Below are 22,870 nucleotides of genomic sequence, written 5' to 3'. Positions count from 1 at the left end.
AGTTTGGGGTCCGCGCAGTAGACCGTGCGGCCGTCGACGGTGATCTCGTAGTGGAAGCCGTCCGGTACGCCGTACGCGGGCCCGCGCAGCCCGCCGGCCACCGCCTCCCGGGCCAGGGCGTGCACGTGCGGGGCGTCCTGGCGATCGGCGGTGTCCAGTTCGGCATACCGGAGCAGGCCGGCGAAGCCGCCGGTACGTGTGACCTGGATACGCATGGTTGTCAGTGTGCTACGCAGTGAAGGGGTTTGCCGAGGCTTTTCACCAACTCCACGCACCGGGTCGTCGTCTCACTGGGTGGAATCGTGGCGGCGCTCACTGCGTCCGGCCGTTCGCTCGGGTTACAGTTGGCGACATCATGCGTATCCGGCTGCTTCTTCTTAGCTGCCGCGGCGAGGGCCTGTAGTCCAGTCAAGGCCGGCTCCCTCGCCGCGGGGAGTCGTGTTGCGCCCAGCGTGATCGTGAAGCGGCGCACGTCCGTCGGCCGAGTCGGGTGTCCTGTATCCCCGACCACACACCGCCTTCGACCCAGGGAAGCCGAGACTCTCACCCATGACCGAGCAGCCGTCCGTCGCCCGCGCGTTCGTCGACCGTCCCACCCCGATCACCGCCGCCTCGGTGCAGCAGAAGCCGTCGGGGATGCCGTTCCACCGCTACGTACCCTTCGGCACCGTCGACCTGCCCGACCGCACCTGGCCGAGCAAGGTGATCACCCAGGCCCCGCGGTGGCTGTCCACCGACCTGCGGGACGGCAACCAGGCGCTGATCGACCCGATGTCGCCGGCCCGCAAGCGCAAGATGTTCGACCTGCTGGTGAAGCTGGGCTACAAGGAGATCGAGGTCGGCTTCCCGTCCTCCGGCGCCACCGACTTCAACTTCGTGCGCTCCCTGATCGAGGAGAACGCGATCCCGGAGGACGTCACCATCTCGGTGCTGACCCAGGCCCGCGAGGACCTGATCGAGCGCACCGTGGAGTCGCTGAAGGGCGCGGCGCGGGCCACCGTCCACCTGTACAACGCCACCTCGCCGCTGTTCCGCCGGGTGGTCTTCAAGGGCAGCAAGGACGACATCAAGGCGATCGCCGTCGACGGCACCCGCCTGGTGATGGAGTACGCCGAGAAGATCCTGGGCGACGAGACCGTCCTGGGCTACGAGTACTCGCCGGAGATCTTCATCGACACCGAGCTGGACTTCGCACTGGAGGTCTGCGAGGCGGTGATGGACGTCTGGCAGCCGGGCGAGGGCCGCGAGATCATCCTGAACCTGCCGACCACGGTCGAGCGCTCCACCCCGAACGTCTACGCCGACAAGATCGAGTGGATGTCGCGGAACCTGTCCCGCCGCGAGTTCGTCTGCCTGTCCACCCACCCGCACAACGACCGCGGCACCGGCGTCGCCTCGGCGGAGCTGGCCGTCATGGCCGGCGCCGACCGCGTCGAGGGCTGCCTGTTCGGCCAGGGTGAGCGCACCGGCAACCTGGACCTGGTCAACGTCGGGATGAACCTGTTCTCGCAGGGCGTCGACCCGATGATCGACTTCTCCGACATCGACGAGATCCGCCGCACCGCCGAGTACTGCAACCAGATGCCGGTGCCGGAGCGCCACCCCTACGCCGGCGACCTGGTGTACACCTCCTTCTCCGGCTCGCACCAGGACGCGATCAAGAAGGGCTTCGACGCCCTGGAGGCGGACGCCGCCGCAGCGGGCGTCCCCGTCTCCGAGTACACCTGGGGCGTGCCCTACCTGCCGATCGACCCCAAGGACGTCGGCCGCAGCTACGAGGCGGTCATCCGGGTCAACAGCCAGTCCGGCAAGGGCGGCATCGCCTACGTGCTGAAGAACGACCACAAGCTGGACCTGCCGCGCCGGATGCAGATCGAGTTCTCGAAGATCATCCAGGCGAAGACCGACGCCGAGGGCGGCGAGGTCACCCCCGGCGCGATCTGGGACGTCTTCCAGGACGAGTACCTGCCGACCCCGGCCAACCCGTGGGGCCGGATCTCGCTGAGCGGCTCGCGCAGCCTGACCACCGAGGACGGCCGCGACGCGCTGACCACCGAGGCCGTCGTCAACGGCGACCCGGTCACCCTGACCGGCACCGGCAACGGCCCGGTCTCCGCCTTCGTCAACGCGCTGGGCTCGATCGGCGTGGACGTCCGGGTGCTGGACTACGCCGAGCACGCGCTGAGCGAAGGCGGCGACGCCCAGGCCGCCGCGTACGTCGAGTGCGCGGTCGACGGCAAGGTGCTGTGGGGCGTGGGCATCGACGGCAACACCGTGCTGGCCTCGCTGAAGGCCCTGGTCAGCGCGGTCAACCGGGCGCAGCGCGACTGACGCCCCGGATCCACCGCCAGGGGGCCCGCACCGCGGGCCCCCTTCGCGTTCCGCCGTGCTGCTCCGCTTCGCGTCTCGCTGCGCCGTTCTTCCTTCCTTCCTTGCTGCGACGCTTGTTTGACGGGCCGTCGGGTCGCGTGGAGCGGGCGCTCCGGATGACGCGGAGGGGGCGCTCCGGGCGGGGCCGATGGGGTGCGCGGGCGTTCGAGCAGCGTGTTGAGAACGGTGTGGCCCCCGTCACAAATTTTCGCCTTGGCACCCGTTCAGGGTGCTGACACGGGCCGGTAACCGTGGCAACATCGACGGACCGGAACCGGGGTCGGTGGGACGGCCTCCGGCGTTCGGTCGCGTGACCTGCCCATTGATGTGCAGGCCGCCTGCCATGTCTGGGGAGTGGCGCCGTGACAGGGTTGTGGGGTGTTCGCCCTCGCTGGCGGACGGATGTCCTCGGTGAATTCTTCTGCCCGGGCTGCGGCGGCGACCGCAACTACCGTCGGCAGCACGGCCGGCGGTGGCTGCGGTTGTTCGGCACCCCGGTCCTGCCGCTCGCCGGCGTGGCCCGCAGCGTGCAGTGCACCTCCTGCCGCGGCCGCTACGGCACCGACGCCCTGGAGCAACTGACCTCGGTCCGACTCGGCGCGATGCTTCGGGACGCGCAGTACACCATCGCGCTGGCCGCCCTCGCGGCCGGCGGCACCGGCAGCCGGGCCGGCCGGGAGGCCGCCTGCGCGGTGATCAAGGAAGCGGGCTTCGACGACTGCGGCGAGGCCCAGGTGCTGGCGGCGCTCGCCGCGCTCTCCGGCCACGGCGGCGGCGAACCGCTGGACGTGGACGTCGAGGGCGGTGGCCTCGCCGTCGAACTGCACGCCGCGCTCGAACCCCTCGCCCCGCACCTGGCCCTGCAGGGTCGGGAGCGGCTGCTCACCCAGGGCGCCTGGGTGGCGCTCGCCGACGGGCGCTACCTCCCGCAGGAGCGGGCCGCGCTCGGCGTGGTCGGCCGCTGCCTCAAGCTCTCCGCCGCGCAGGTCGACCAGTTGCTGGAAGCCGCGACCCGCGCCCCGCACTGACCCGCTCCACCTTCTCGTTCTCCACGTCGTCCTCCCCACCCCACGAGCCGGGCCCGAACATCCCCCCTCCCGGGCCCGCCGTGTCCCGCACCGCACGGGTTAACCCCCCACAACCCCGGTGCGGGTTCACGGCTGCGGTCGTACCGGCCGGGCGGCCGGGCGCTCGACCGGGTGCCCCCGGACTGTCGGTGGGGTGCGGGAGAATGGCTTCACCATGAGTCTCTTCCGCGACGACGGCATCGTGCTGCGCACCCAGAAGCTCGGCGAGGCCGACCGGATCATCACCTTCCTCACCCGCCAGCACGGCAAGGTGCGGGCGGTGGCGCGCGGTGTGCGCCGGACCAAGTCGAAGTTCGGCGCGCGCCTCGAACCGTTCTCGCACGTCGACATCCAGTTCTTCAGCCGCGGCAGCGACCTGGTCGGCCGCACCCTGCCGCTGTGCACCCAGGTGGAGACCATCGCCCCCTACGGCGCCCGGATCGTCGACGACTACAGCCGCTACACCGCCGGCACCGCGATGCTGGAGACCGCCGAGCGCTTCGCCGAGAACGAGGGCCAACCCGCCGTCCAGCAGTACCTGTTGCTGGTCGGCGGCCTGCGCACGCTGGCGGCCGGCACCCACCAGTCGCACCTGGTGCTGGACGCCTTCCTGCTGCGCTCGCTCGCCGTCAACGGCTACGGCGCCAGCTTCACCGACTGCGCCCGCTGCGGGCTGCCCGGCCCCAACCGCTTCTTCTCCCTCCAGGCCGGCGGCGTGCTGTGCGGCGACTGCCGGGTCCCCGGAAGTGCCGTACCCTCCCCTGAGACACTGGTACTGCTCGGTGCGCTGCTGTCGGGAGACTGGCGGACCGCCGACGACTGCGAGCCGAGGTACTGGCGCGAGGGCAGCGGGCTGGTCGCCGCCTACCTGCAGTGGCACCTGGAGCGGGGCATCCGCTCGATGAGATACGTGGAGAAGTGAGCATGGTCGCGCGACGGCTGTTCGGCAGCAAGCAGCGGGCGTACGAGCCCCCGGCCCCGCACGCGAGCGGTGCCCGGCCGCCGAAGATCCCCGGCGAGCTGGTCCCGAACCACGTGGCCGTCGTGATGGACGGCAACGGCCGCTGGGCCAAGGAGCGCGGTCTGCCCCGCACCGAGGGCCACCGGGTCGGCGAGGGCGTCGTCCTCGACGTGCTGCGCGGCTGCCTGGAGATCGGGGTCAAGAACCTCTCGCTGTACGCCTTCTCCACCGAGAACTGGAAGCGTTCCCCGGACGAGGTGAAGTTCCTGATGAACTTCAACCGGGACGTGATCCGCCGCCGCCGCGACGAGATGGACGCCATGGGCATCCGGATCCGCTGGGTCGGCCGGATGCCGAAGATGTGGAAGAGCGTCGTCCAGGAGCTCCAGATCGCCCAGGAGCAGACCAAGAACAACGACGCCATGACGCTGTACTTCTGCGTCAACTACGGCGGCCGGGCCGAGATCGCCGACGCCGCCCTGGCCATCGCCCGGGACGTCGCGGCCGGGAAGCTCAACCCGGAGAAGGTCAACGAGAAGCTGTTCGCCAAGTACCTCTACTACCCGGACATGCCGGACGTCGACCTGTTCCTGCGCCCCAGCGGCGAGCAGCGCACCTCCAACTTCCTCGCCTGGCAGTCCGCGTACGCCGAGTTCGTGTTCCAGGACGTGCTCTGGCCGGACTTCGACCGCCGCGACCTGTGGCGGGCCGTCGAGCAGTACGCGATGCGCGACCGCCGCTTCGGCGGGGCCATCCCCAACGAGGTCGCCCCCGGCGCCGACGTGCCGCCGCAGCGCTGACACCTCGTCAGCCCCTTGATCGACCGGAGGGCCCGGATCGGACATCCGATCCGGGCCCTCTGTGTGTCTCCGCGTGTCTCTCTGCGGCTGTCGTTGCCGCCGTGGCGGATGCTGCAGTCGTCGCTGTCGCTGCCGCCGCCGTTGCTGCGTTACTGGGACTGGTGCTTGGCGGCGCAGTCGCCGCAGGTGCCGAAGATCTCCAGGGTGTGCGCGATGTCGCTGAAGCCGTGCTCGGCGGCGACCGCGTTGGCCCAGCGCTCGACGGCCGGCCCCTCGACCTCGACCGTCGCCCCGCAGTGCCGGCAGACCAGGTGGTGGTGGTGCCCGCTGCTGCACCGGCGGTACACCGCCTCGCCCTCGGCGGTGCGCAGCACGTCCACCTCGCCGGCGTCGGCCAGCGACTGCAGCGTCCGGTACACGGTGGTGAGACCGACCGAGTCGCCCCGGTGCTTCAGCATGTCGTGCAGCTCCTGCGCACTGCGGAAGTCCTCGACCTCGTCCAGCACCGCCGAGACGGCGGTGCGCTGCCGAGTCGAACGAGCGCGGGGCGACGGGCCTGCGGTGGTCACCGTGGGTCCTCCTGCTGGTCGAGTGGTTTCGCACATCATTGTGCCAGCCCCCGACTTGGCAGCGGTTCCCCTGACGACGGTGCTTCCGCCACCACCTGTCCGGCGGTCACGACCCGCTGCCCGGCCGACTCACCGTCCCGTCGCCCGGCGAGTTCCCCGACCGCTGCGGTGGCCACGTCCGCATCCGTTCCCTGTGCGGGACCTGCGGGACGTGCGGGCAGCGCCACGTCGCAGACCGCCGGGCCGTGGTCGGTGGCGGCCCGGTGCCGCCGCCGGGCCAGCGGCGCGGCCACCGCGCTGAACAGGGCGAAGACCGCGATCGCCTGCAGCACGATGGTGGGGCCGGACGGCAGGTCCGCCTGGTAGGAGACCCCGACGCCGGACAGCGCCGTCACCACGCCGATGCCCACCGCGGCCGCCTGGGTCGCCGCGAAGGACCGGGTCAGCTGCTGCGCCGCTGCGACCGGGACCACCATCAGCGCGCTCACCAGCAGCAGGCCGACCACGCGCATGGCGACCGTGACGGTGACCGCCGCCATCACCGCCAGCAGCAGGTTCAGCACCCGCACCGGCAGACCGGTCACCCGGGCGAACTCCTCGTCCTGGCAGACCGCGAAGAGCTGACGCCGCAGCCCGAGGGTGACCGCGACGACCACCGCCGCCAGGCCCCCGATCACGGCCAGGTCCTCGGGAGCGACGGTGAGGATGGAGCCCCACAGGTAGCTCTCCAGGCTTCCGCTGCCGGCCTGGCTGCTCATCGAGACCAGCAGCTTGCCGCCGGCCATGCCGCCGTAGAACAGCATCGCCAACGCGATGTCGCCGCGCTGGTTGCCGCGCGAGCGGACCAGCTCCATCACGACGGAGCCGAGCACGCAGACCAGCACCGCCATCCAGATCGGGTTGGCCTGGAACAGGAAACCGAGACCGACGCCGGTCAGCGCGACGTGCCCGATGCCGTCGCCCATCAGCGCCTGGCGGCGCTGCACCAGGTAGATGCCGACCGCGGGTGCGGTGATGCCGACCAGTACCGCGGCGACGAACGCCCGCTGCATGAAGTCGGGTTGGAACATCTCGATCATGCCAGCAGTCCCTGGGTGGTGCGGTGGTGGTCATCGGCGTGCGGGTGGACGTGGTCGTGGCCGGGCAACGCGTGCTGCCCGACGCCCCGCGGCGGCGGTCCGTCGTGGGCCACACAGCCGTCGCGCAGCACCACCGCCCGGTCGATCAGCGGCTCCAGCGGCCCGAGTTCGTGCAGCACCAGAAGCACCGCGCAGCCGCGCTCGACCTCCCGGCGGAGGATGTCGGCGAGCACCTGCTGGCTGTCCACGTCCACGCCGGCCATCGGCTCGTCCATGATCAACAGGTCCGGTCGGCCGACCAGGGCGCGGGCGATCAGCACCCGCTGGTGCTGTCCGCCGGACAGGGCGGCCACCCCGTCGCGGGCCCGCTCCAGCATCCCGACCGCGGCCAGCGCCCGGTCGACAGCCTCCCGGTCCTTGCGGCGGAACGGCAGCAGCCCGTGCTGGGGCAGCCGCCCGGTGGAGACCACCTCGCGCACGGTGGCCGGGACCCCGCTGGCCGCGGTGGTCCGCTGCGGCACGTACCCGATCCGGTGCCACTCCCGGAACCGGCGCTGCGGCCGGCCGAACAGCTCCAGGCTGCCGCTCTCCAGCGGCACCGATCCGATCACGCTCTTGACCGTGGTGGACTTGCCGGACCCGTTGGCGCCCAGCAGGGCCACCACCTCGCCCGGCCGGACGGTGAGATCGACGCCGCGCAGCACCGGCCGTCCCCCGACGGTGGCCACGGCGCCCTGAAGACTGACGACCGCGGGCGCGGCCTCCTCGGTGGAGGAGTGCCACGCCTGGTCGGAGTCTGCCGTTGATGTGACAGCACTCATGGTGGTTTCGCTTTCCCGTTAGCTGGTGGGGTGTCGAAGTCGCTGGGGCCGGTGGCTGGTCGGTTCCGGCTGGTCGGTTCCGGCCGGTCGGTGGTGGCCGGTCGGTTACGGCCGGTCGTTACGGCCGGTCGGTGGTGGTGAGGTCGGTGGCTGGTCAGCTCGCGCCGAGCGCGGACCGCAGGTTGGCGAGGTTCTGCCGCATGACCGAGAAGTAGTCGTTCTTGTCCTGCTCCTTGACCCCTTCCAGGGGGTCGAGCACGGCGGTCTTCAGCCCGAGGTCGCCGGCGACGGTCTGGGCCAGCTTGGGGCTGACCAGGGCTTCGAAGAAGACGGTGGTGACGCCGTTCTGCTTGGCGGCCTGCTGGATCGCGGCCAGCCGGGACGGGGTGGGCTCGGCCTCCGGGTCGACGCCGTTGATGGCGACCTGGTTCAGCCCGTAGTGGTCGGCGAGGTAGCCGAAGGCGGCGTGGCTGGTGACGAACGTCTTGGTCTTGAGGTTCTGCAGGCCATCCCGGTACTCCTGGTCCAGGGTGGCCAGTTGGGCGACCAGCGCGTCGGTGTTGTGCTGGTAGTCGGCGGCGTGCGACGGGTCGGCCTTGGCGAGCTCGGCGCCCACCGCCTGGGCCACTGCCGCGTAGCGGGTGGGGTCCAGCCAGATGTGCGGGTCGCCGGCGGCGTCGGTGTGCTCGTGGCCCTCCGCCTCGGTGGTGCCCTCGTCCAGGTGGTGGTCGACCAGCGGGGAGGCGGCGGTGGCGTCCACCACGTGTTTGGCGTGCGACTGGGCCACGGCCTTGTCGACCGTCGGCTGCAGGCCCTTGAGGTAGACCACCGTGTCGGCCTTCTGCACTGCGGCGACCTGCTTGGCAGTCAGTTCCAGGTCGTGCGGCTCGACTCCGGCGGCGGTCAGGTCGGTGACCTTCACGTGGTCCCCGCCGATCTGTCGGGCGAGGAACTCCATCGGGTAGAACGACGCCACCACGCTCAGCCTGCCGCCGCTGTCGCTGCTGGCAGCGCTGCTGGATCCGCCGCAGGCGGAGAGCACGAGAGAGCTGACAACGGCCGTGGCGGCCAAGGCTATCGAGGTGGGCAGGCGGCGAATCTTCATGACAACCATTCTCATCTTATCTGGAAATGATTGTCAACTTGCGTTTCGAAGGGCCGCCGTCACACTGTCCGGGCACCGCCTCTTCACCGCACCATCCCCCAACACGCCGGGGAACGCACGGGTGTTCACTCCCGGTACAGCCCAGCCGCGACCCCTCCGTGCCACTATCGAGTTGAATCCCGCCCCCGCATCCCCGGTACCCTGAGTTATTCGGGCGCGTGCAACCAGCCGCGTCCTGACCGTGCCGTCGTACTGAAGAGAGCACTGTGGCCGCCGACAAGATCGACACGATCGTCAGCCTGAGCAAGCGCCGTGGCTTCGTCTACCCCTGCAGCGAGATCTACGGCGGTACTCGTGCCGCCTGGGACTACGGTCCGCTGGGAGTCGAGCTCAAGGAGAACATCAAGCGTCAGTGGTGGCGCGCGATGGTCACCGCTCGGGAGGACGTCGTCGGTCTCGACTCCTCGGTGATCCTCGCCCGCGAGGTGTGGGAGGCCTCGGGTCACGTCGCCACCTTCAACGACCCGCTGACCGAGTGCCTCTCCTGCCACAAGCGCTTCCGGGCCGACCACCTGGAAGAGGCGTACGAGGCCAAGCACGGCAAGCTGCCCGCCAACGGCCTGGCCGACATCAACTGCCCGCACTGTGGCAACAAGGGCGCCTTCACGGAGCCCAAGGAGTTCTCGGGCATGCTGAAGACGCACCTCGGTGTCACCGAGGACGCGTCCGGCCTGGCCTTCCTCCGCCCGGAGACCGCCCAGGGCATCTTCACCAACTTCCGCGCCGTCCAGACCACTTCGCGCAAGAAGCCGCCGTTCGGCATCGCCCAGGTCGGCAAGAGCTTCCGCAACGAGATCACGCCCGGCAACTTCATCTTCCGCACCCGCGAGTTCGAGCAGATGGAGATGGAGTTCTTCGTCAAGCCGGACGAGGACGAGAAGTGGCACGAGTACTGGCTCGAGCAGCGCTGGAACTGGTACGTCGACCTCGGCCTGCGGACCGAGAACATGCGCTTCTTCGAGCACCCCAAGGAGAAGTTGTCCCACTACGCCAAGCGCACGGTGGACATCGAGTACCGCTTCAACTTCGGCGGCAGCGAGTTCTCCGAGCTCGAGGGCATCGCCAACCGCACCGACTACGACCTGACGGTGCACAGCGAGCACTCCGGCCAGGACCTGAAGTACTTCGACCAGGAATCCGGCGAGCGGTACTTCCCGTACGTCATCGAGCCCGCCGCCGGCCTCAACCGGGCGATGCTCGCCTTCCTGCTCGACGCCTACTTCGAGGACGAGGCGCCGAACGCCAAGGGCGTCATGGAGAAGCGCGTCGGCATGCGGCTCGACCCGCGCCTGGCCCCGGTCAAGGTCGCGGTGCTGCCGCTGTCCCGCAACGCCGACCTCTCCCCGAAGGCCCGCGGCCTGGCCGCCGACCTGCGGACCGCCTGGAACGTCGAGTTCGACGACGCCGGCGCGATCGGCAAGCGCTACCGCCGCCAGGACGAGATCGGCACCCCGTTCTGCGTCACCGTCGACTTCGACACCCTCGAGGACAACGCGGTGACCGTACGCGAGCGTGACACGATGGCGCAGGAGCGCGTGTCCCTCGACCAGGTGAAGTCCTACCTGGGCGCCCGACTGATCGGCTGCTGACACCGTCTCGATCAGCGCCTCAATCAGCACCAGCCTCCCGGCCGGTGGGCCCGCGATCGCGTATCGCAGGCCCACCGGCCGGTGGCGTCTCGGGCCTCTGTTGTCGGCCTTCTGGTTCCCAGTCGGCTGGCTCTCCGGTTCGCTGGTTGGTCCGTGGCCGGTCCCGTGGCCCACTTCGGGGGAGGGGCTGGCAGCCCGCTGGGCCTGTCGACCAGGCCGCAGCGGGCTCGTGTTCTCAGCGGCGCAGGCGGGACCGGGAGCGCGGACGCGGTGCCGGTTCGGTGGGCAGCCCGGCCGAGCGCAGGGCGGCGAAGGCGCTGCGGGCCCGGCTCTCCTCCAGGGCGTCGGCTGCGAACAGCAGGGCGTCGTACAGCTCCACGGCGTCGTTGATCGCTGCGCCGAACTGGCCGAGGTCGGTGGCGGAGCGCAGCCGCACCACCTCGCCGATCAACTCGACCGCCAACTCCCCGCCCAGCGCGGTCGCGATCGATGCCACCTCCTTGACCGGCCGACCCGCCGCCTGCCGCAGCAGGTTCCGCACATCCTCAGACCGTCCGGCGGTGCGCAAGTGGTCGGCCAGTTCCGCGAGTTCAGCGGGCGGTGCCGAGGCGCGCTCCCACAGCAGGGTCTGCCCGTCCGCGGACTGCCCGGACTCCTCCAGAGCGGCCAGCAGCCCGGGCAGGGCCTCCGAGCCCACCGACCACAGGGTGTGGAACAGGTCGGCAGCCTCCTCGACCAGTCCCTCGCGTCGCAGCTCCGCGAGGGCGTCCGCAGCCTGCCCGGGTGTACCCAGCGCCACCGACCGTGCCAGGTAGGTCGACGAACCGGCCGGTCCCCCCTCCCGCAGCATGCCCGCAAGTCGCGCCAGGTCTACCGGGGTGACCATCACGGAGACCTGCGCGACGATCGCCGCGGACTCGTGCGCCGCGCCCTGTCGGTGCAGCTCGGTGATCCGCTGGACCAGCCCGGTCAGTTCCGCGGCTGTCCGGGAGCGCACCGCACCGGATGCCCGAGTGGTGTCCACGGCTGCCTCCGCTGTCTCGCGGTGGTCCGGCCCGGGGCGGCTCACGCCGGGTTGGACCGAACCTGTCTGGAATGCGACTGTCTGGAATGAGTCACGCGTCGCCGGGTGGCCGCCGGCCGGTGCACCCCAGCGGTCATCGGGGGCAGGGCCTGCGGCTTGTCCCGGTTGTCTGCCGGGAGTGCTGACGCCCGGTCGAGACGCGGGATTGCCGTTGTGTCCAACGAGCGTTGAAGCCTGCCCGCGCGGTGTCCGGGCCCAGCCCGGAGTCTCCCGCCTGCGGGGCTCGGCGAACGCCGCGCTGGTGTCCCGCTGCTCGGCCTGGAATCGGGCGGCATCCGGGCCCGGCCGCTGAGCGGCGACCTGCCCGCCGCTGACGGCACCCGAGGCATAGTCCTGGACGGACAGCGCGCGGTCGCTGAGGCGATCCGCGTGTAACCGTCCCTCCGCCGCCTGTAGACGGTCACTCAGTTCGACGCACCGCGCCCCGAGGCCCTCGCGGAGGGTTTGGGCCTGGGCCAGTTGCCGCAGCAGATCAGGGTCGGGCTGTCGTGGAGGCCGACCGTAGGCCGGCGCGTGATCGGGCTCGTGCCCGGTTCGGACTGCCTCGGCGAGTCGTCGTTCGCGCTGTGCGGCGAATTTTCGTGCTCTGAGTAGTTCGTCCAACTCCGCTCGGAGTGTTTGGACATCGGCCGAATCCGGCCCTTGATCGCGTACGGTCATCGCGCCCCGCCCTGACCCCTCCATCGGGGGCCACCCGACTGGTCCCCGAAACAACGATTGGTGGCCATCCTGGCGCTGCCGTACGGCGGCCACGTTACGGGAGCAAGTCTGGACCTTTTCCAGATGGGAATGCGAGTGGCTGGAGTAGTGCAGAAGTTCGGCTGATTTGGTGGACGCCGGGCCGGTGGCGACGGACTTCGTGAACCAGCAGGTCAGGCAGGTTTCCGCGATGTGACGATTAGTCAGGAGTCGATCTGGTCCCGGTCATGAATCGGCGCTCCGGTCATGAATCGGCGCTCCGGTCATGGCTCGGCGCCTCAGTCATGGCTCGGTGCCTCGGTCTTGACTCGGCACCTCAGTCGTGGTTTGGTGCCCCGGCCCGGATTCGGTCCCGGGCTTCCATCAGGGCGAAGCCCAGCAGGTTGAGCCCCCGCCATGTGGTGGGATCGGTGGCCCTGTCGTCGTCGGCGGCGAGGCCGATTCCCCAGACCCGGTCGACTGGGCTGGCCTCGACCAGCACCCGACCTGCGGTGCCGTACAGGTAGTCGAGCAGCCGCTCGTCCTGGCTGAACTTGGCCACGCTGCCCGCCACCACGAGCTCGAACCGGTGCGCGGCCCACCGCTGCTCGTCGAATCCCGTGACGAGCCGGCCCAACTTCTTGGCCTCGGCGGGGGTTCGGGCTTGGAGGATCCGCGGGACGATCTCCTCATCACCGAACAGCCGCGCCTTGCCGGCCATCATCCAGTGCTCGGCGGTGGCGTACTCGACCCCGTCGACCGTGAACGGAGACGGCCACCACTGGCTGAGTGACCCGGCGCCGATCCGACCGTCCCGCTGCGGCCGGTGGCCCCAGAAGAGCAGGTACTTGGCCCGGGCGCCGGACGCGAGCGCGGCCTCCAGTTGCTCGCGGCTTCGCGCCTCGGTGGGAAGGACGGGCTGGTCAGTGGTCATGTCGTCATCCTGTCATCGGCTCGCAGCATCGGTCTCGCCATTTCCGGGCAGGCCCGCCCGGCGCAGTCCGGCGTCACCCGGCTGCGGTGACGTCGGACTGCCGATGCCATCGGACCGGCCTCGCCGCAGGCCCCTCGGGTATCGGTCCGCGGGGCGTCATCCGACCGAGCGCGGAAGCCGGATGCTCAGCCACCCGATCAGCAGGGAACCGAGCGCCTGGATGGCCAGCACCAGAGCCAGGGCGTTCGCCATTCCCAACGCGGGGACGAGACTGATGAAGAGCGTGCCGAGCGTCGCCACTCCCAGTGCCAGGCTGGACTGCTGAGTGGTCGCCAGCACCCCGCTGCCGACCCCCGCCCGCTCGGCGGGAACCCGGGAGAGGACCACCCGGAACAGGGGCATGCCCACCAGGCCTTGCCCGATGCCTGCGAGGGCCACGCCGGGGAGCATCCGCAGCGGCGAGAAGTGCGACCAGTCGCCCAGGGCGGTGCCGATCAAGGTCACCAGCCCGAGCCCCTGGACAACTGCGCCGACCGTGATGACCCGGCTGCCGAACCGGCTGACCAGCCGCGGTCCGGCCAGTGAGGCGCTGAAGTAGCCGACTGCCATGGGCACCAGCGCCCACCCGGCCGCCACGGGGCCTTCGTGCAGTCCGTTCTGCAGCGTCAGCGCGATCACGAACATGAAGCCGCCGAACCCGGTGAAGTAGGGCACCGCCACGCCGAGGCCGCGCCGCATCTCCGGGATTTCGAGGAGCGAGAGCGGGACGAGTGGGACTCGCCCTTCACGCTCGGCCTTCCGCTCCACCCGCAGGAAGGCGGCCGCGAACACCGGGAACGACGCCAGTGAGACCCAGGTCCACACCGGCCAGTCGACTGCCCGGCCCTCCATCAGCGGGACGAAGAGGGCCAGCAGCGCAGCGGTGAGCAGGGCGGTGCCGGGTAGGTCCACCCCGGCCGCCTGCTGAGCCCGGCTCTCCGGGACGAAGCGCGCCGCCAGGACCGCGGTGAGCAGCGCGAACGGGACGTTCAGCAGGAACACGGAGCGCCATCCGCTGCCGAAGAGGTCCGCCGATACCAGGAGCCCGCCGAGGACCTGGCCGATCACCACCGAAATGCCGCCCACCGCACCGTAGATGCCGAGGGCACGGGCGCGCTGCTGACCGCTGGTGGTGGCGGTGATGGTGGCGAGGACTTGCGGGAGCAGGAGCGCGGCGGAGGCTCCCTGTGCGACCCGGGCGGCGACCAGGGTCCAGGCGGTGGGGGCGACACCGCAGGCGAGCGAGGTGAGGGCGAAGAGGACCGCTCCGGCGATGAACAGCCGACGACGTCCGTAGGTGTCGCCCAGCCGCCCGCCCAGTACGAGCAGGACGGCGAAGGCGATGCCGTAGCCCGCCGCGACGAGTTCGAGCACGGCGGGGCCGGCGACCAGATCGTGGTCGATGGTCGGCAGCGCGACGTTCACTATGAAGAAGTCAAGCATCGGGAGGAACGCGCCGAGAAGGACGGTGACCAGGCCTGCGGTACCCAGCACGGGCACCGCGGGCCGGACCGGCGACGGGATATGTGGAAGCACTGTCTGCTGAGTCACGAGTACTACGATGGGGCTCCTCTCAACCTGGTACCAGAGAGTAGTTATCCGGGTATAACGACTACCTGGCAACAGGATCAGTGATGGGTCATCCTGGTGGCATGGCTACTGCTGTGGACCTTCAGACGCCCTCCGCGGAGCGGCGGCGCGAGCTCGCCACGTTCTTGCGCAGCCGGCGGGAACGCATTTCACCGGAGCAGGTCGGCCTCCCGGTGGTGGGCCGCCGCCGCACGCCCGGGTTGCGCCGCGAGGAGGTCGCCAGCCTCGCCGCGGTGGGCGTCACCTGGTACACCTGGCTCGAGCAGGGCCGCGACATCCAGGTGTCGGTCCAGGTCCTCGATGCGGTGGCCAGGGCTCTGCTGCTCGACCGCAACGAGCGCTCGCACCTGTTCACTCTCGCGGGCAGCGAGGACCCCGTGCCGGTGAAGGAGTGCGCCACCGTCTCGCCGGCCGTGCGCTCGATGGTGGAACAGCTGGACCCGTTCCCCGCGGTGGTGATCAGCAGCCGGTTCGACATCCTGGCGTACAACCGCGCGTACACCTGGCTCACCGGGGACTTGGACGTGATCCCCGAAGAGGACCGCAACATCATGTGGATGCTCTTCACTGACACTCCGTTCGCTCGGAATCTGGCGGACTGCGCGGCGGCCCGGGCCGGCGTGGTGGCCCGGTTCCGCACCGCGATGGCCGACCACGCGGCGGAACCGTCGTGGAAGTCACTGGTCGGCCGACTGCTCAAGGTCTCCCCGGACTTCCGGGAAGCATGGGAACTGCACGAGGTCTCCGGGCTGGTCAACGGCCTCAAGCAGTTCGTACTGCCGGAGGTCGGCCCGCTGCGCTTCGAGTACACCAACCTGTGGCTCGGCCCTCGGACCGGAACCCGGTTGATCGGGTACGTGCCCCAGGACGCCGAGACCCGGGCCCGGCTCCAGCAACTCGCCGCCGGAGCCTGACTGCTGACCCACCAGTCGGCAGCCCTGCCGGCAACGGCTGTCGGACCGGACGGTTCGAAGGCCACCGACCAGCACAGCAAGGCGAGCGGGCACTCCGCTCCGACCGCCATCAGCAGGGCGGCCGCTATCCCGGATCCACCGACGGCGGTGGCGAGATCGCACCCCGCGTCAGCCGTCAGCAGCACCGCGGCCAGCGCGGCTGGCCACCGGACGTCGCGGCCCCGTCGCAACATCACGGCTGTGGACAACAGCGCGGCCGCCTCCACCAGGTCGAGCACGGCCCACGGCAGCCCACCCGGCACCGCGGCCAAGCAGGCAACCCAGGGCAGCAGCAGCAAGCCGCTGGCCAGGAACGGCACTTCCAGCCGCGGCGCAGCCTCTCGTCCAGGCGCGGATATCGCCCCACCCGGCCGTTGCGCCGTACCGGAGCCGAGACGGCGGAAAGCCGGGACGGTGGCCACGCTCATGCCCATGGTCATGCCGCCCTCCCCAACTCGACGTGCTCGGCGCAGCAGGCCGCCGGTTGGGCTCGTACCCAGCGGAACCGTCCCGTTGCCGAGGCGAACCAGAACGGTCCGGAGCTCCGCACTTCGGCGGTCGTCTCAGCCCGCCGCCGCAGGCCGCCGCCGAGGAAGCCCACCGTCGGCGCCGCCCCGCACGAGGGCAGCCTGCCCCAGGCACAGGCGGTCGGCTCGGGCCCGCCGCCCCTACTTCGCCGCGCCCCGCGCAGAAGGGCACGACTCAGTCCGGACTCGACCACCACATCGAGCAACTCGCCGTGCTCGTACACCTCCATGGCGGCTCGTCGGCCAGTACGCAGTCGCACCGACCACGGGCCCACGAGGGAGAGCTGTCCGGGCAGGTCGTCGCCGAGGACCGGGTCGGCGGGGCCGGTGACCAGACCGCGGGAGTGGAACAGGGGACCGCGGCCGCAACGCATCAGGTTCGTGTTCGTCATGCCGTCAAGAATCGCGAGACGCAAAGATCTTGTCGGTAGCGCCCACGTCCGTCTTTGGGGTGTAGCTAGGTACACCCCAAAGACGGACGTGGGCACCATGGAAGCCTTGATCAACCCGCCTCTACGCTGTGCCGCATGTTCCAGTCGCACCTGCGCCAACCCGCCCGCCGCAGCTCGGCGCTGGCCCGTTGGTCCGTGGCGGCCCGACGGGACTCGCTGTTCTTGGCAGCCGGGTTCCCGCTCGGCCTGCCCTGTCTACTCGTCGTCAGCCTGCCTGTGAGCGGGATGCTGTTCGGGCTGCTCCTGCTGGCCGCCTGCCTCGACCTGCTGACCACGCTCCAACGCAGCCGGGTCCGTACGCTGCGAGGGGTCGAGATCCCGGGTCGACTGCCGCCCGGCGCGGGCTGGCTGGCCAGGATCACTGCGGGCCTGACATGGCGTCAGGCTGTCTACCACCTGGTAGTGGCCCCGCTGCAGATGCTCTGCGCCATGGTCGTGCTCGGCCTGTGGGGAGCCGGGGCCGTTCTGGTCTCGTTCTTCGGCTGGGTGTGGCTGATGCCGGCCGACAATCCGCTCCACACGCGGTCGGGCTGGGTTGGCTACGGCATGCTGGCCACGCTGGCCGGTCTGCTGTTGCTCGCCGCCGCGCCCTGGCTCGCGGCCGGCCCGGCCCTGCTCGATCTGTGGACGGTCCGCGTCCTGCTCGGCCCCAACCGCACCGAGGTACTGGAGCAGCGGGTCGAGGAACTGGCGGAGAGCCGAGCCGGCGTGGTCGATGCGGCGGACGCCGAGCGCCGCCGAATCGAACGCGACCTGCACGACGGCGCCCAGCAACGCCTGGTGTCGCTGGCCATGAACCTGGGCCTCGCCCGCCGCACGCTGCGGGACGTCCCACCTGACGCGATGGCGGTGATCGTCGCCGCGCACGAGGAGTCCCAAGCCGCCATCGAGGAGTTGCGCGACCTGATCCGCGGACTGCACCCGGTGGTCCTGGAGGACCGAGGACTCGACGCCGCGCTCTCCGGCATCGCCGCCCGCAGCCCCGTCCCGGTCCGCCTCACCGTCGAGCTGACCGGCCGGATAGCCCCCACCGTCGAGGCGGTCGCCTACTTCACCGTTTCCGAGGCGCTGGCCAACGCGGCCAAGCACGCCAAGGCGTCCCGAGTGGACCTCACCCTGCGCAGACGCGACGACCGACTCCTCATCACGGTCACCGACGACGGCATCGGCGGCGCCGACTCCGATCGCGGCACCGGCCTGACCGGTCTGCGCAAGCGCGCCGCGTCGGTGGACGGTTCGTTCGCCATCACCAGCCCCCGCGGGGGCCCCACCACCCTCACCATGGAGCTGCCATGCGAGCTGTGATCGCCGAGGACTCGGTCCTCCTCCGGGTCGGCATCGTCAAGGTCCTCGAGTCCGAGGGCTACGAGGTCGCAGCTGCGGTCGCCGACGCCGAGGCGCTGCTCACCGCGGTGGAGGAGCACCGCCCGCAGATCGTGGTGGCGGACGTCCGGATGCCACCTGGCTTCACTGACGAGGGCGTCCGTGCCGCCCTGGTCATTCGCCGTCAGTGGCCGGAGATCGCGGTACTGCTGCTCTCGCAGTATGTGGAGGAGCGCTACGCGGCAGACCTGCTGTCCACCAACACCAGCGGCGTGGGTTACCTGCTGAAGCAGCGGGTGGCCAATGTGGACGAGTTCGTCGAGGCACTCCAACGTGTCGCCGAGGGCGGCACCGCCCTCGACCCCGAGGTGGTCGCCCAACTGTTGCTCCGCCGCGACCGCGATCCGCTGCACCGGCTGACACCCCGTGAGAAGGACGTGCTGGCGCTGATGGCAGAAGGCCGCTCCAACACCGCGATCGCCGAATCCCTCGTGGTCAGCGACAGCGCAGTGGCCAAGCACATCAACTCGATCTTCACCAAGCTCGACCTTGCCCCGGCCGACGACACCCACCGGAGAGTGCTGGCCGTGCTTCGCTTCCTGGAGGTCGGCCAGTGACCGACCAGCGGGTGTCGGCTGACAGGCGACCGGGGTCCGGCAGGCGGTCGGGCGCACCCGGTCGACTTCCCGCCTGGTGGCCGGCCACGCCACTCGCTCCGGCGAAACGGCCCAGCGAAGGAGAGCGCCGTACCTGGCGGATCGTCAGCGTGCTGGTGCTCGTCGGCCTACTGCTGTCAGGCGGTGCCACCGCTTGGGCCATGCTGGCCGAGCAGGAGACCGTCGCCGAGCAGAGTTACTTCGAGTCGATCAGTCGGCTGGACATCGACTCAGGACCGGCCCGGGTCACCATCCGCGCCGGCGGCAGCGACCGCATCGTCGTCGAGGAACGGGTCGGGTGGGCGTTGGGCAGACCGGCCGTGCGCAAGGAGGTCAAGGACGGCGCCCTTGCCGTCACCGTAGGCTGCCCACGCGGCCACCAGGTGCTCGGCTGCGCGGTCGCGCTCGACATAGAGGTGCCTGCCGCGACGGTGGTGCACGCGCGAAACGGCTCCGGCCGAACGGAGGTGCACGGCATCTCGGGCGAGACCTCGGTGGAGACCGGCTCGGGCCAAGTGGAGCTGATCGCGGTCAGCGGACCGATCTGGGCCAAGGGTGGCTCCGGCCAGATCCTCGGCTCCAAGTTGAGCGCCCCCACCACCAGGGTGTTCTCCTCCTCCGCCGAGGTGGTGCTGCGCTATGACCGCGCACCCCAGTCGGTGACCGCCCGGCTCTCCTCGGGAGGGCTGACGCTCACCGTCCCCGACGACCACAACCACTACCGGGTCGATCTCTCGACGGCCAGTGGCCATCAGGACGTCGACCCGTCCATCCAGGACTCCTCGGCACCCCGCTCGCTCGACGTCACGGCCGCCTCCGGCTCCGTCACGCTCAGCCGCGGCGGCCCGCAATAGGCGGCTCGTCGAAGTGGCGCCGTCCGGCCCGGCCGACGGGTGGATGGCCGGGCTGGGCCACTCACCCGGTGAGGGACAATGAAGAGTCCCGATTCCCGCCGTAGGGGCCCGACCCGTTGAGGATCTGCCGCGCATGACCACCACGCCCGACTCCGCCCAGGCGACCCCGACGGCCTCCGCCGCCCCGGAGTTCGCTCCGCTGAACATCGGGCCGCTGCAGGTCTGGCCGCCGGTGGTGCTGGCCCCGATGGCAGGCATCACCAACGCCCCGTTCCGCACCCTGTGCCGAGAGCAGAGCGGCGGCAAGGGCCTGTACGTCTCGGAAATGATCACCACCCGGGCGCTGGTCGAGCGGAACGCCAAGACCATGCAGCTGATCAAGTTCGACCCGAGCGAGAAGCCCCGCTCGATCCAGCTGTACGGGGTGGACCCGGAGACGGTTGGCAAGGCTGCCCGGATGATCTCCTCCGAGGGCCTCGCCGACCACATCGACCTCAACTTCGGCTGCCCGGTCCCCAAGGTGACCCGCAAGGGCGGCGGCTCCGCGCTGCCGTACAAGCGCAACCTGCTGCGCGAGATCCTCCGTGAGGCGGTCTCCAACGCCGGCGAGCTCCCGGTCACCATGAAGATGCGCAAGGGCATCGACGACGACCACCTCACCTTCCTGGACGCGGGTCGGATCGGTGCCGAGGAGGGCGTCGCGGCGATCGCCCTGCACGGCCGCACCGCCGCGCAGCACTACGGCGGTACCGCGGACTGGTCCGCCATCGCCAGGCTGCGCGAGTCCGTCCCGGCCGAGATCCCGGTGCTCGGCAACGGCGATATCTGGTCCGCCGATGACGCGCTGCGGATGATGCGCGAAACGGGATGCGACGGCGTCGTGGTCGGCCGCGGCTGCCTGGGCCGCCCCTGGCTGTTCAAGGACCTGGTCGCGATCTTCGAGGGCGACGTCGACTACGCCCGCCCCACGTTCGGCTACGTCGCGCGTGCCATGGTGCGCCACGCCCAGCTCCTGGGGGAGTGGCTCGGCGACGAGGCTCGCGGCGTCATCGACTTCCGCAAGCACGTCGCCTGGTACACCAAGGGCTTCTCGGTCGGCTCCGAGCTGCGGGTGAAGCTCGCCAGCGCCAGCTCGCTGACCGAACTCACCGAGACGCTCGCCCTGGTCGACCAGGACCAGGACTGGCCGCTCGGCGCCGACGGCCCGCGTGGCCGGACCAGCGGCAACAACCGGGTGGTCCTGCCCGACGGCTGGTTGGACGATCCGTACGAGTGTGCCCGGCTCGGCGAAGACGCCGAATCGGACACCTCTGGTGGATGATCTGTCCATAGTGGCAATTTGCTGCCTCGATCGAGGCTGGCCGAAGCGTCCCAGGGGAGTTGTCCATGATGGACAAGCGGGCTCCTTCAAGGCGAAATCCAGCGACGTAACGCAATGGATCATCAACGGAACGCGACATCTTGCGTAGGCGGCCTCGCTTCGACGGCTGAGATGCGTCCGTGACGCTGGCCACATATCGTGGCGAGTGACGGTCAGTCAGCGGAGTTCGCCAAGGTGTACAAGTCCGGATCGCTTCCCGAACGGGCCCCTCGGTGGATCGGCGCAGCTGGCTGCAGGAAATCAAGCCGGGGAAACGCGGCGAGGCGAGAGCCGTAACTCTCTGTCCGGTTCGTGTGAGCTTCAGGTTTCGATGCCTTCACTTCTTGAACGATAACTAGCGTCATCCGGACGATTTCGAGAAGACAGGCAAACGCCTACTCGGGCATTCGATCTGCTGGTCAATCGGCTGCTCGGCAGCTCGTACGAGCTATTCGCTCCCCTACACGGCCTTCGAAATGGGTATGTTCTCCGGCGTCAGGGCAACCGTGTGCGAGGAGAGCGACCCGTGGCGGCGAAGCAGAAGTTTGTTTACTCCTTCACCGAAGGAAACAAGGACCTGAAGGATCTTCTCGGCGGGAAGGGTGCGAACCTCGCCGAGATGACCAACCTGGGCCTTCCCGTCCCTCCGGGGTTCACCATCACCACCGAGGCCTGCAAGGTCTTCCTGGAGACCGGCCGTGAGCCGGCCTCGCTGAACGAGGAGATCTCCGGCCATCTGGTCGCCCTCGAGCAGGGGATGGGCAAGCAGCTCGGCCAGGCCGACAACCCGCTGCTGGTCTCGGTCCGCTCGGGCGCCAAGTTCTCCATGCCCGGCATGATGGACACCGTCCTGAACATCGGTCTCTCCGACGCCTCGGTGACCGGGCTCGCCGCCCAGTCCGGCAACGAGCGCTTCGCCTGGGACTCCTACCGTCGTCTGGTCCAGATGTTCGGCAAGACCGTCCTGGGTGTCGACGGCGAGCTGTTCGAAGAGGCGCTGGACGAGGCCAAGCACGCCAAGGGCACCGCCAACGACCTGGACCTGACCGGCGAGGACCTGAAGGCGCTGGTCGAGACCTTCAAGGCGATCGTGCTCCGGGAGACCGGCCGGGCGTTCCCGCAGGACCCGCGCGAGCAGCTGGACCTGGCGATCCACGCCGTCTTCCACTCCTGGAACGGCGACCGCGCCCGCCTGTACCGCCGTCAGGAGCGCATCCCGAACGATCTGGGCACTGCCGTCAACGTCTGCACCATGGTCTTCGGCAACCTCGGCGAGGACTCGGGCACCGGTGTCGCCTTCACCCGCGACCCCTCCACCGGCACCCAGGGCGTCTACGGCGACTACCTGCAGAACGCCCAAGGCGAGGACGTGGTGGCGGGCATCCGCAACACCCTCCAGCTGGCCGACCTGGAGCAGCTCGACAAGAAGTCGTACGACGAGCTGATGACCATCATGCAGACCCTGGAGAACCACTACCGGGACCTGTGCGACATCGAGTTCACCATCGAGCGCGGCAAGCTCTGGATGCTGCAGACCCGCGTCGGCAAGCGCACCGCCGCCGCCGCGTTCCGGATCGCGGTCCAGCTGGTCGACCAGGGCCTGATCGACCTCGACGAGGCGCTGCACCGCGTCACCGGCGGCCAGCTCGCCCAGCTGATGTTCCCGCGCTTCGCCCCCACCTCGGAGACCAAGCCGGTCGCGTACGGCATCGCTGCCTCGCCCGGCGCGGCGGTCGGCAAGGTGGTCTTCGACTCCTACACCGCGGTGAAGTGGTCGCGTTCCGGCGAGCAGGTCATCCTGGTCCGCCGCGAGACCAACCCCGACGACCTCGAGGGCATGATCGCGGCCGAGGGCATCCTCACCTCCCGCGGTGGCAAGACCTCGCACGCGGCCGTGGTCGCCCGCGGCATGGGCAAGACCTGTGTCTGTGGCGCCGAGGAACTCGAGGTCGACACCAAGAACCGCAAGTTCACCACGGCCGACGGCCATGTCGTCCAC

At 70.1% G+C, this 22,870-nt stretch carries 20 protein-coding genes; 11 read left to right on the top strand and 9 right to left on the bottom strand.

What is annotated here, in order from left to right:
• Positions 1–215 (bottom strand): protealysin inhibitor emfourin (locus AB0K51_RS32470; protein WP_363461471.1); only part of this gene is annotated, 215 nt, incomplete at its 3' end.
• 334 nt (positions 216–549) lie between these two features.
• Here AB0K51_RS32470 and leuA point away from each other — a divergent pair.
• The 4 genes from leuA to AB0K51_RS32450 all read left to right on the top strand — a co-directional run bounded on the left by leuA (position 550) and on the right by AB0K51_RS32450 (position 5,198).
• On the top strand, positions 550–2,331 hold the full coding sequence (gene leuA / locus AB0K51_RS32465) for a 2-isopropylmalate synthase (RefSeq protein WP_363461469.1): 1,782 nt from the start codon (positions 550–552) through the stop codon (positions 2,329–2,331).
• A 521-nt stretch (positions 2,332–2,852) separates the two neighbouring features.
• Positions 2,853–3,398 carry a TerB family tellurite resistance protein gene (locus AB0K51_RS32460; protein WP_363461467.1) on the top strand — a complete coding sequence of 182 codons (546 nt, stop codon included), beginning with the start codon at positions 2,853–2,855 and terminating at the stop codon, positions 3,396–3,398.
• Between the two features lie 214 nt (positions 3,399–3,612).
• Positions 3,613–4,359 carry a DNA repair protein RecO gene (recO, locus tag AB0K51_RS32455; RefSeq protein ID WP_363461465.1) on the top strand — a complete coding sequence of 249 codons (747 nt, stop codon included), beginning with the start codon at positions 3,613–3,615 and terminating at the stop codon, positions 4,357–4,359.
• Between the two features lie 2 nt (positions 4,360–4,361).
• Positions 4,362–5,198 (top strand): isoprenyl transferase, encoded by an 837-nt coding sequence (locus tag AB0K51_RS32450; protein WP_363461464.1) that lies wholly within the window; start codon positions 4,362–4,364, stop codon positions 5,196–5,198.
• A 149-nt stretch (positions 5,199–5,347) separates the two neighbouring features.
• Here AB0K51_RS32450 and AB0K51_RS32445 read toward each other — a convergent pair whose 3' ends face one another.
• From AB0K51_RS32445 to AB0K51_RS32430, 4 genes are all read right to left on the bottom strand, one after another.
• On the bottom strand, positions 5,348–5,767 hold the full coding sequence (locus tag AB0K51_RS32445; RefSeq protein ID WP_363461462.1) for a Fur family transcriptional regulator: 420 nt from the start codon (positions 5,765–5,767) through the stop codon (positions 5,348–5,350).
• Positions 5,768–5,802: 35 nt separating this feature from the next.
• Positions 5,803–6,846: a metal ABC transporter permease gene (locus AB0K51_RS32440; RefSeq protein ID WP_363461460.1), complete on the bottom strand. Its 1,044-nt coding sequence runs from the start codon at positions 6,844–6,846 to the stop codon at positions 5,803–5,805.
• The gene (locus tag AB0K51_RS32435; RefSeq protein ID WP_363461459.1) at positions 6,843–7,667 is read right to left on the bottom strand and encodes a metal ABC transporter ATP-binding protein; all 825 of its coding nucleotides are present in this window, start codon (positions 7,665–7,667) and stop codon (positions 6,843–6,845) included. Before AB0K51_RS32435 ends, AB0K51_RS32440 begins: the two co-directional genes overlap by 4 nt.
• A 154-nt stretch (positions 7,668–7,821) precedes the next feature.
• On the bottom strand, positions 7,822–8,772 hold the full coding sequence (locus AB0K51_RS32430; protein WP_363461457.1) for a metal ABC transporter substrate-binding protein: 951 nt from the start codon (positions 8,770–8,772) through the stop codon (positions 7,822–7,824).
• 266 nt (positions 8,773–9,038) lie between these two features.
• On the opposite strand from AB0K51_RS32430, the gene AB0K51_RS32425 reads away from it, so the two are divergent.
• Positions 9,039–10,421, top strand: a complete 1,383-nt coding sequence (locus tag AB0K51_RS32425; protein ID WP_363461455.1) for a glycine--tRNA ligase — start codon at positions 9,039–9,041, stop codon at positions 10,419–10,421.
• A gap of 235 nt (positions 10,422–10,656) precedes the next feature.
• On the opposite strand, the gene AB0K51_RS32420 is transcribed toward AB0K51_RS32425, so the two are convergent.
• The 3 genes from AB0K51_RS32420 to AB0K51_RS32410 form a co-directional block, all read right to left on the bottom strand.
• Positions 10,657–11,445: a hypothetical protein gene (locus AB0K51_RS32420; protein ID WP_363461453.1), complete on the bottom strand. Its 789-nt coding sequence runs from the start codon at positions 11,443–11,445 to the stop codon at positions 10,657–10,659.
• A gap of 1,075 nt (positions 11,446–12,520) precedes the next feature.
• A complete protein-coding gene (locus AB0K51_RS32415; RefSeq protein ID WP_363461451.1) occupies positions 12,521–13,117 on the bottom strand; it encodes an NADAR family protein in 597 nt (198 codons plus the stop codon).
• Between the two features lie 156 nt (positions 13,118–13,273).
• The gene (locus AB0K51_RS32410; protein WP_363461449.1) at positions 13,274–14,650 is read right to left on the bottom strand and encodes an MFS transporter; all 1,377 of its coding nucleotides are present in this window, start codon (positions 14,648–14,650) and stop codon (positions 13,274–13,276) included.
• Positions 14,651–14,808: 158 nt separating this feature from the next.
• Here AB0K51_RS32410 and AB0K51_RS32405 point away from each other — a divergent pair, with 158 nt between their 5' ends.
• On the top strand, positions 14,809–15,660 hold the full coding sequence (locus tag AB0K51_RS32405) for a helix-turn-helix transcriptional regulator (RefSeq protein WP_363461447.1): 852 nt from the start codon (positions 14,809–14,811) through the stop codon (positions 15,658–15,660).
• A 475-nt stretch (positions 15,661–16,135) separates the two neighbouring features.
• Here the strand turns inward: AB0K51_RS32405 and AB0K51_RS32400 are convergent, their stop codons facing one another.
• Positions 16,136–16,618: a hypothetical protein gene (locus AB0K51_RS32400; protein ID WP_363461445.1), complete on the bottom strand. Its 483-nt coding sequence runs from the start codon at positions 16,616–16,618 to the stop codon at positions 16,136–16,138.
• A gap of 135 nt (positions 16,619–16,753) precedes the next feature.
• On the opposite strand from AB0K51_RS32400, the gene AB0K51_RS32395 reads away from it, so the two are divergent.
• From AB0K51_RS32395 to AB0K51_RS32375, 5 genes are all read left to right on the top strand, one after another.
• Positions 16,754–17,983 carry a histidine kinase gene (locus tag AB0K51_RS32395; protein ID WP_363461443.1) on the top strand — a complete coding sequence of 410 codons (1,230 nt, stop codon included), beginning with the start codon at positions 16,754–16,756 and terminating at the stop codon, positions 17,981–17,983.
• A complete protein-coding gene (locus tag AB0K51_RS32390; RefSeq protein ID WP_363461441.1) occupies positions 17,971–18,618 on the top strand; it encodes a response regulator transcription factor in 648 nt (215 codons plus the stop codon). The genes AB0K51_RS32395 and AB0K51_RS32390 overlap by 13 nt, the downstream gene beginning before the upstream one ends.
• 149 nt (positions 18,619–18,767) lie before the next feature.
• Positions 18,768–19,511 (top strand): hypothetical protein, encoded by a 744-nt coding sequence (locus tag AB0K51_RS32385; protein ID WP_363461439.1) that lies wholly within the window; start codon positions 18,768–18,770, stop codon positions 19,509–19,511.
• Between the two features lie 133 nt (positions 19,512–19,644).
• A complete protein-coding gene (gene dusB, locus AB0K51_RS32380; protein WP_363461437.1) occupies positions 19,645–20,832 on the top strand; it encodes a tRNA dihydrouridine synthase DusB in 1,188 nt (395 codons plus the stop codon).
• Positions 20,833–21,397: 565 nt separating this feature from the next.
• Positions 21,398–22,870: pyruvate, phosphate dikinase (locus AB0K51_RS32375; RefSeq protein WP_363461435.1), on the top strand; the 1,473-nt coding region annotated here is incomplete at its 3' end.

The sequence above is a fragment of the Kitasatospora sp. NPDC049285 genome, assembly GCF_040678815.1.
Lineage (GTDB): Bacteria > Actinomycetota > Actinomycetes > Streptomycetales > Streptomycetaceae > Kitasatospora.
This window is presented reverse-complemented; position numbering and strand designations above follow the sequence as displayed.

Bases quoted from the DNA above. Each gene is read 5' to 3' on its own strand.
- AB0K51_RS32395 (WP_363461443.1), top strand. From the start codon at position 16,754: ATGTTCCAGTCGCACCTGCGCCAACCCGCCCGCCGCAGCTCGGCGCTG.
- recO (WP_363461465.1), top strand. From the start codon at position 3,613: ATGAGTCTCTTCCGCGACGACGGCATCGTGCTGCGCACCCAGAAGCTC.
- AB0K51_RS32430 (WP_363461457.1), bottom strand. From the start codon at position 8,772: ATGAAGATTCGCCGCCTGCCCACCTCGATAGCCTTGGCCGCCACGGCC.
- AB0K51_RS32405 (WP_363461447.1), top strand. From the start codon at position 14,809: ATGGCTACTGCTGTGGACCTTCAGACGCCCTCCGCGGAGCGGCGGCGC.
- AB0K51_RS32440 (WP_363461460.1), bottom strand. From the start codon at position 6,846: ATGATCGAGATGTTCCAACCCGACTTCATGCAGCGGGCGTTCGTCGCC.
- AB0K51_RS32415 (WP_363461451.1), bottom strand. From the start codon at position 13,117: ATGACCACTGACCAGCCCGTCCTTCCCACCGAGGCGCGAAGCCGCGAG.
- AB0K51_RS32390 (WP_363461441.1), top strand. From the start codon at position 17,971: ATGCGAGCTGTGATCGCCGAGGACTCGGTCCTCCTCCGGGTCGGCATC.
- leuA (WP_363461469.1), top strand. From the start codon at position 550: ATGACCGAGCAGCCGTCCGTCGCCCGCGCGTTCGTCGACCGTCCCACC.
- AB0K51_RS32400 (WP_363461445.1), bottom strand. From the start codon at position 16,618: ATGACGAACACGAACCTGATGCGTTGCGGCCGCGGTCCCCTGTTCCAC.
- AB0K51_RS32450 (WP_363461464.1), top strand. From the start codon at position 4,362: ATGGTCGCGCGACGGCTGTTCGGCAGCAAGCAGCGGGCGTACGAGCCC.
- dusB (WP_363461437.1), top strand. From the start codon at position 19,645: ATGACCACCACGCCCGACTCCGCCCAGGCGACCCCGACGGCCTCCGCC.
- AB0K51_RS32435 (WP_363461459.1), bottom strand. From the start codon at position 7,667: ATGAGTGCTGTCACATCAACGGCAGACTCCGACCAGGCGTGGCACTCC.